The following is a 1114-nucleotide window of genomic DNA, read 5'->3' on the forward strand; positions in this document are numbered from 1 at the left end:
GAACATGTTGCGTTGCGGTTTATGTTGCGGCTGGGGGCTGCTTCCCTGTTCTGGGGGATTAACCGAGAACCTGCGCAACATAATATCAGATGGCGGGGGATCGGGTGATGCCTTGCGATGCAGCGGACCTGTCGCGCCGGCTTGCCCGGGATGCGGAGGCGGTGTGCCGGCACTACCTGTCGAACGGTCGGCGCCAGGGCCGGTACTGGACCGTGGGTGATGCGCGCAACACGCCGGGTCGGTCGATGTATGTGCGGTTGAAGGGACCGGAGGCCGGTCCCGGAGCGGCCGGTCATTGGACCGATGCGGCGACTTCCGAGCACGGCGATCTGCTGGACGTGATCCGGGAGAGCTGCGGCCTCACGGCGTTCAGGGACGTGGCCGACGAGGCGCGACGGTTCCTGAGCCTGCCGCGCGAGGAACCCTGTGCGGCGCCGGATGTCGATCGTTCGCCCGTGCCGGTCGGATCGCCGGAGGCGGCCCGGCGTCTGTTCGCCATGGCGCAGCCGATCCGGAGCACCCCGGTCGAGACTTACCTAGCCGGTCGCGGCATCGGGACCGTCCACGACGCGGGGGCGCTGCGGTATCACCCGCGCTGCTACTATCGTCCGGATGATGGCGCGCCGGTTCAGAAACGCCCGGCGATGATCGCCATGATCACCGATCTCAAGGGCAGGATCACCGGCGCGCACCGCACATGGCTCGCGGCGGATGGGTCGGGCAAGGCGGCCGTCGCCACGCCGCGCCGGGCCATGGGCGATCTTCTGGGTCATGCCGTCCGCTTCGGCATCGCGCACGATGTGCTGGTCGCCGGCGAAGGCATCGAGACGGTGCTGTCCTTGCGCACGGCGCTGCCGGAGATGCCGATGGCTGCCGCATTGTCGGCAGCCCATCTGGCCGCGCTCGAACTGCCATCGACCCTGCTCCGGCTCTACATCGCCCGCGATGCCGACGCCGCGGGCGACCGAGCCGTCGCGACCCTGACCGAGCGCGCCGCCATGGCAGGCATCGAAGCGCTTGCCTTGTCGCCGCAGAACGCCGACTTCAACGACGACCTGCAGGCCAGAGGCATCGACGACCTGAAGGCACAACTCCGCCCGCAATTGGCGCCAGA

Annotated in this window: 1 protein-coding gene; it reads left to right on the forward strand. The window is 68.8% G+C overall.

Translation table 11 applies throughout. The features are described from left to right. Positions 1–107: 107 nt before the first annotated feature. Positions 108–1114: DUF7146 domain-containing protein (locus JF539_RS27440; RefSeq protein WP_207144429.1), on the forward strand; the 1007-nt coding region annotated here is incomplete at its 3' end.

It is taken from the genome of Roseibium aggregatum (assembly GCF_017309185.1).
Classification (GTDB): domain Bacteria; phylum Pseudomonadota; class Alphaproteobacteria; order Rhizobiales; family Stappiaceae; genus Roseibium; species Roseibium aggregatum_B.